The organism is Morganella morganii H1r, from assembly GCF_000633515.1.
Taxonomy (GTDB): Bacteria; Pseudomonadota; Gammaproteobacteria; order Enterobacterales; family Enterobacteriaceae; genus Morganella; species Morganella morganii_B.
Map to the genome: position 1 here is coordinate 1 of NZ_AYMP01000079.1, position 6,298 is coordinate 6,298.

Genomic DNA, 6,298 nt, shown 5'->3' on the forward strand with positions numbered 1-6,298 from the left:
GTTTTTCGGGGGGATTACCAGTTCATCAGACGTATTTTAATAGTCTGCTTCGCCCTGTCTGTATAGTTTCAATTTTCCTATGGTGGATCTTACAACCTCGTAGTCCGGTACCATGCTCCGTATTTATCTTCTGCCTCTTCCCAACCGGTAACGAAAAAGCTCTCCGGATCTGCACCGTCAAGTCGTTCCTGAGCAAACCAGATCTGATCACCAATCTGACAATACATTGTCCCGCGCCATGGATAGGGGGTATTATGGCTGACGTCGGCGCCTTCAAGCATCTGATCTTTATACCAGATATGATTTTTGTCGCGCCACAGCAAAAACAAACCACCAGTTACCAGGGTGACAGTCTGTGCGTCCGCTTCAGGAAAATCGATTTCATTCATAAATACATGGCTTGCATCTTTTGCCAACCCGTTATATTCATCCAGCCATTCAAATGTTGCAGGGTCAATGCCGGGTTTCGGTGTAGTGAAGTGCCAGACATGACGATTATCTGCATAATAACCCGCTCCCAGCGTCCGGAATGAGCCTGCGTCAGCTTCCGGTAACAATTTACCGCGTGAATACACCTGATTTCCGGCAAAAAAAAACAGATCATCAAAAGGACGGACAGTGTTGGTATCAATCCCCGGTACTACCGCGAGACCGCCGTTTCCGCTGTCCAGCATATAGAAATAATCTTTATCCGCAAATGCACCCCACGTTATCTGGCGGAAACTTATACCATCAACAGGTAAAAACTGTAATTCAAAGCCCCGGCCCGGTCCGTTGTGCCCCAGAAACCAGGCTTTATCACGGATGCGCAGAAGAAATGGTGTATCATAATCTTCCTGCCAGACCTCAAAATCTCCTTCTTCCAGCTGGGTTGCCAGTTGCCGCCGTTCTTCGCGGGTATAAAAGCAGTCGATCCAAATCCCCCTGCCATCGGTGTAAATGGATGTCATACCGTCGTTGGCTATGCGTCGGAAAGTCAGCGGATTTGCGCCCTGTACACGTTTTCCCTGAAAATTCACCACATACGTACCGTCGGACAAATACAGTTCTGTCTTTTTCAGCGGTATCCGGTTCTCCGGTGTGGCATTACGCAGATAGTGGTTATAACGGCGCTTCATCCTGTTATATAATTTACTGTCAATCCAGGGTTTATCACTATCCTCCTCCGCATCGCCCAAGCCGTCAATCCATGTCAGTGCCCAGTCGGGAAAAGAGAAATCCGGGCAATCATCCGCCCATAATGCTGTATTTTTTGAAAGATGAAGTGTCCCGCAGATGTTTTCTCCCAGTTGTGCGCTGCCTGTTTTACCGGTTGCAATAAACGGTGCTGTTGTGGCAAGAAGTGCCGTCAGTTGCATCATCACCGGGCGCAGTTCCTGATTAATCAGCCACAACGCACAACGCAGCGTACCGGAGGATTTATCATGCAGCAGCAGACATCGCTGTGTATCACCCGCCGCAATGAAGTACGACAGCAGAGCGTCTCCCACTATTGTCTCCTGTACAGGCGGTGCGGTAACCGGCCATGTCTCTGTATCCGGAACAACAGATATCAGCCAGCGGTCAAATGCCGCCCGTGATAAAGGGATTTCACTGAACAGGAATTGTGGTTCGGACATTGTACTCTCCTGTATATACCAAAAATAGATTTTTATATTACCTATATTACCAATCAAAAGCCTATGAAATCGTCGTGATAGTGAAGTAATGTAGTTTTTTGCTAAAATAATGCATGGGAATGTTATTTTTTTGTGCGTTATATTGCCAGTAATCATATTGTCCGGTTGCCCCGTGTAGTTTCGTTAATCGCATTATTATTCTAAAAATAGTAGACTTAAGGCCGGTTAAGATATAATTTCGCATAGATATAATGGTGAAAAGATACCCACCATGATATTTACAATTAAGGTTAGTGGTTTTATCTTGGTTAAGAAAATTAAGCGTTTTCTTTTGTGGTACAGAAAGGGGGTTAACATAATGAGCTTGATGTTATTAATTCAGGGTTGTAATTCACATGGGTAATTACAAATTTTTTAGCAGGCCGGTTATTTTATGTATCACAATGCTTATTGTGTTATTTTATTCTGATGAATACATAATAACATTCATTAGTTACAACTTTTACTCAGTTGGTGAATCTCTTATTTTTATAATTAGCTTTCTTAAGTTAATTGCCATTCTTATTCTTTTGTTATTTTATAATAAAGAAAGTTCCCCTGTATCACTTGGTGTAATAAAAATAAAAACAGTCATAGAATTGTTTTTTTTTGCTGTGCCAATGATATTGATTTTGTTTTTAATTAAAAAAGCAACCGGTATTGATGCAGGAGTTAGTCGTTATATCACGGGTGAGACAACGACTGTGTCTAATGTGCTTATTTATATATCTGTTTTTGCTATTCAGTCAATGGTTCAGGATATTGTATTTTTCGGTGTTTTGTTTAACAGTTTAAAAAAATACTCAAAAGTATTTTTGTTTTCTGTCCCTACTGTCTTTTTTGTTATTTATAATACGTATAATGTTTCATTTGGATTTTGGTTGCCAGGTGTTGTTATATTTTTCAGTCTGTCGGTTATATTGTTAATGTCCAGGATAAGAACTAAAGGTATACTGTTTCCTATTATTTTACATTTTATTTTCAATATTTTTTATGAGAAAATTGAATACTTTAGTTATAACCACGGGTATGACTATTACCAGTGATTTTTTTAAGTTATAAAATATCGCAAGTTGTTACTTTAAGGGCGGGGGGATGCAATGAACAGGGAAAAAAATAGTATATATTTAAAATTATTAATGTTCCCATATTTGTTATATGTCACATCGTATATTGCCATTGTGTTATTTTCTATTTTTTATCAATGGAATGTTAGCCCTTTAGATGCTTTGGAAATAAAGTTTTATATTTCTGTTTTGGTCTTTTTTATTTGTGTTTTTTTATTTATAAAAGATAGGTCGTTTTTGATGGAAAATGGTTTCTATTGTCCATCTTGGATATGGTTTATCTTTCTTCCTATGTATATATATAAAAGACAAAAATATAACAATTCTGGTTTTGAATATTTTTGGTTATTTATTTTTATAAATTTATTTCTTCCTTTGCATAATGATGATATTTTAAAAGGCATCATCTCTATGATTGTGTTATATAGGTAAAATAATTTTCCAGGAGGATGATGTTGTGAAAAAGAGAATAATGCCACTTGCTGCTATCTTTTTGTTTTTTCATCATTATTCATATGCTGCTGCATTTGATTGTTCATCAGATTCATTAAATGTTACGGAATTGAAAATATGTAACGAGCCTTATCTTAGCGGACTTGATAATATGATGGATAAATTATTTTCAAAAGCAAGATTAAATACTTTGTCTGTCGGTTTTTTGATTAATGATCAAAAAGAGTGGATAGGAAAAAGAGACAGGTGTAAAAGTGATTATGAATGTATAAAAAATACTTATATCGATAGAAACTTATTGTTATCTAAAGTGGTTGCTTTTAAATCAGTTGAAACTGGTTTTGGTGATTCTGAGTTTTATGTTGATCCTGATAAATATCATTCAAAAAATAAAGAGGGTTTTTTAATTAATAGCAGTCAGTGGCCTGTAAAGGAACTGTCGGCTGTTTCTGATATAAATACAGATGCAGAGGAAGAAATAAGATTTGGAAAATGGGAATTACTTACTCATTTAAATGTTGATAATAACATTTTCTTTTTCTTTAAAGTCAGTAAAAATGATAGTTTTTCTTATTTGGTTTTAATCTCTGATTTTCCAGGTAAGCCAGTGGTTATTTCTAAGTATGATAGTGAAAACTATGGTTATCCGGAAATAAGAATTGCAGATAAAAATGATGATAAATTAATTTACATTGTCCATGATTTATATAACAAGGAAAGTAATAAGAGAGAAGATAAATATTATTTGGTTGATTTTAAAGGTGTTAAAAATATCAAGAGTGCAGATGTTGATGATGATTGGATTAATTCAAGAGTTAGTGAAATTACCGATAGGGAAAAAATTGCTAACATTCTTAACAAAGAGAGAGGGGGAATTAAGCTGGGTGATGACTGGATGGGATATTGTGGTGAAAAACTGTGCCGAAGTAATACCTTATCACCTGATGGCAGATGGCATGTAGCTTCCGGTGATTATGAAGGGGTGTATTTATTTCCAAAAAACCGGCCGGATATAGGGGTTAATGTTTTTTTTAATGATAAAAAATACGAAACCACCGGATTTAATTATAAAGATAATTTTTCATGGGGGAACGATGATGAGTTTTTCTTTGCTGTTGTTGGTGAGGAAAATGGTATATGGAAAACAGCTATAAATAACAAGAAAACTCAAAATATATTATCTTTGTATGACGTGTCAAAACCGTATTTCTTCAGGTATAATAATGTAGATTATGTTATTTCATTTTTCGATAGAGATGGTTATACGGAGTCTTTTATCATATCAAAAGATGTTAGTGAATAGATTAAAGTATCTCACGGGCTGCTTGATTATTTCTTAAAATATGATCACCATACCAGTAGTGTTATTCACTTACTTGTTTCTTACCCGGCCTCATACCAGAGGCATAGAGCTGATGAGCAGTTCTATAGAAAAATTATCCAGCTCCGGGTCAAAAACAGACGGTGCATCCGTGATGCCGTGATGCCGTGATGCCGTGATGCCGTGATGCCGCGAGGTTGTGCGGTGTTTCTGAACGGACAGTGATACGGGTTGTAAAACTCAGTGCAGTACAGTAAAGACCGGGCAGGGGCAACCTGTTGCCGCCTGAACACCGGTTAAAAGGGGGGATAATGGGATTCTTTAGTCATATTGAGTACAGTGGGCAACTGCCTGACGGAAAAACGGCTGAAAACCTCGTTACGGATGATCTTGAATACGGTGAGTTATGGTATCGTATTTCCGATGAAAACCGTCTGCTGCGTGAAAATGATGATAGTTCAGTTACTGATATGAATTATACCGGTTCATTGTATGTTTATACGATAAACGGAGATGAGGCGTATTATTTTATTTTCAGTGAGGACGGTTTTCTGGAAAGTGTACAAATACGTTAACCTGAAAGCATACCGGCAGGAACCCGTAATGAGTGATACATCCCGTCCCGTTCTCACGCTGAACCGTAAACCGAAAGCGGAGGCGGAAAAAAATAAAGACACCCCAATACAGCCGGTGTTCCGCAGAAAACAGCGGATAGATGCTGTCCCGCGCCCGAAAAAAAACAAAGCGGCTCCGGCCGTAAAGCCCCCTGCTTCCGTCAAAAAAACAAAAGTCCCTGAACCGCCTGCGGTGAAGCCTGAAAAAGTTCCTGTCCCGCCGACACCGCCGAAAAAACGGATGAATATCATTGAGGCACTGGGGATTATTACCCGCTACTGGCCGGAATTGTTTCCGGACGGTCAGCTGCGGCCGATGAAAAATGGGTTGCGGGAAGATTTATTTCAGGACAAAAAAGCCAGAGTTTTACCGTTGTCAGCCAGAACGCTGACACGCTGCTTATCTTCTGTCTCTCATTCAATCGGTTATCGTCTGACAGTTGTTGCCGGTGCGGTACGTTATGATAAGGATGGTCAGCCCTGCGGAACAGTGACTCCGGAGGAGGAAGCGGATTCAGTGCAGCGAATGGAAAAGATAAAAAAACAGCAGACAAAAGGAAAAGCAGAATAACGTAATTCCGGAGTGGGTTGATCAAATAACGCACAAATCAGTGAGGCGACTGCGGAACGGCGGATACAGCCTGTTTTCCCCCGAGATTCACTGATTTATCCACAGAATTTCTGGATAAAGCACCCTTCCCTGCCCTTCTGACTCATGTTCTCAGTTTTGCCGGACTGCCCGGTAAATCTGTTCTGAAATCAGTTTACCGGCTTCCGGCGTGTAGTGGATACCATCAGCAGTACGCAGAACAATCCCGTTGACTGAATATGTCCATGCTCTGCCGGTAAGCGAACGCGGATCAAATACGGTGTAACCGGCCATTGCGGATGTTTCTGAAATAATCCGGCGGGTATTCACCAGTGCGTTTTCTGTCTGCGTGTTTTTCATGGCCGGAGGCAAGACCCAGATAATACTGGCCGCCGGGTAACGTGTTTTTAAAACGGAAATAAATTGTCTGATCTTTTGGCTGTAAGGGTTAGCGGCAGAGGTCACCATGCCATCATTAGCGCCCAGAGATACAATGATTAAATCAGCGGAACTGACAGGCATCCGTTGCACGAACGCCAGCCAGTCATAAAATGCCTCATTCATCAGTCCGGATCTGTCTGTAGTGGTTTAATAAA

Annotated in this window: 7 protein-coding genes; 5 read left to right on the forward strand and 2 right to left on the reverse strand. The window is 39.6% G+C overall.

All coding sequences use genetic code 11. The annotated features are described in order from the left end of the window. Nucleotides 1-89: 89 nt before the first annotated feature. The gene (locus U868_RS0122550) at nt 90-1,619 is read right to left on the reverse strand and encodes a DKNYY domain-containing protein (protein ID WP_025155258.1); all 1,530 of its coding nucleotides are present in this window, start codon (nt 1,617-1,619) and stop codon (nt 90-92) included. Between the two features lie 395 nt (nt 1,620-2,014). Here U868_RS0122550 and U868_RS0122555 point away from each other — a divergent pair, with 395 nt between their 5' ends. The 5 genes from U868_RS0122555 (at nt 2,015) to U868_RS0122575 (ending at nt 5,684) form a co-directional block, all read left to right on the forward strand. Beyond that, a complete protein-coding gene (locus U868_RS0122555) occupies nt 2,015-2,704 on the forward strand; it encodes a CPBP family glutamic-type intramembrane protease (protein WP_025155259.1) in 690 nt (229 codons plus the stop codon). 54 nt (nt 2,705-2,758) lie between these two features. After that, entirely contained in the window at nt 2,759-3,157 is a 399-nt protein-coding gene (locus U868_RS24265) for a hypothetical protein (protein WP_025155260.1), read from the forward strand. A 25-nt stretch (nt 3,158-3,182) separates the two neighbouring features. Beyond that, nucleotides 3,183-4,481: a lysozyme inhibitor LprI family protein gene (locus U868_RS0122565; protein WP_162817290.1), complete on the forward strand. Its 1,299-nt coding sequence runs from the start codon at nt 3,183-3,185 to the stop codon at nt 4,479-4,481. 296 nt (nt 4,482-4,777) lie between these two features. Further along, a complete protein-coding gene (locus U868_RS0122570) occupies nt 4,778-5,074 on the forward strand; it encodes a hypothetical protein (protein WP_162817291.1) in 297 nt (98 codons plus the stop codon). Nucleotides 5,075-5,102: 28 nt separating this feature from the next. Continuing rightward, nucleotides 5,103-5,684 (forward strand): ProQ/FINO family protein, encoded by a 582-nt coding sequence (locus U868_RS0122575; RefSeq protein WP_025155263.1) that lies wholly within the window; start codon nt 5,103-5,105, stop codon nt 5,682-5,684. A gap of 150 nt (nt 5,685-5,834) precedes the next feature. On the opposite strand, the gene U868_RS0122580 is transcribed toward U868_RS0122575, so the two are convergent. Further along, the gene (locus U868_RS0122580; RefSeq protein WP_025155264.1) at nt 5,835-6,266 is read right to left on the reverse strand and encodes an SGNH/GDSL hydrolase family protein; all 432 of its coding nucleotides are present in this window, start codon (nt 6,264-6,266) and stop codon (nt 5,835-5,837) included. Nucleotides 6,267-6,298 lie beyond the last annotated feature (32 nt).

Bases quoted from the DNA above. Each gene is read 5' to 3' on its own strand.
- U868_RS0122550 (WP_025155258.1), bottom strand. From the start codon at position 1,619: ATGTCCGAACCACAATTCCTGTTCAGTGAAATCCCTTTATCACGGGCG.
- U868_RS0122555 (WP_025155259.1), top strand. From the start codon at position 2,015: ATGGGTAATTACAAATTTTTTAGCAGGCCGGTTATTTTATGTATCACA.
- U868_RS24265 (WP_025155260.1), top strand. From the start codon at position 2,759: ATGAACAGGGAAAAAAATAGTATATATTTAAAATTATTAATGTTCCCA.
- U868_RS0122575 (WP_025155263.1), top strand. From the start codon at position 5,103: ATGAGTGATACATCCCGTCCCGTTCTCACGCTGAACCGTAAACCGAAA.
- U868_RS0122580 (WP_025155264.1), bottom strand. From the start codon at position 6,266: ATGAATGAGGCATTTTATGACTGGCTGGCGTTCGTGCAACGGATGCCT.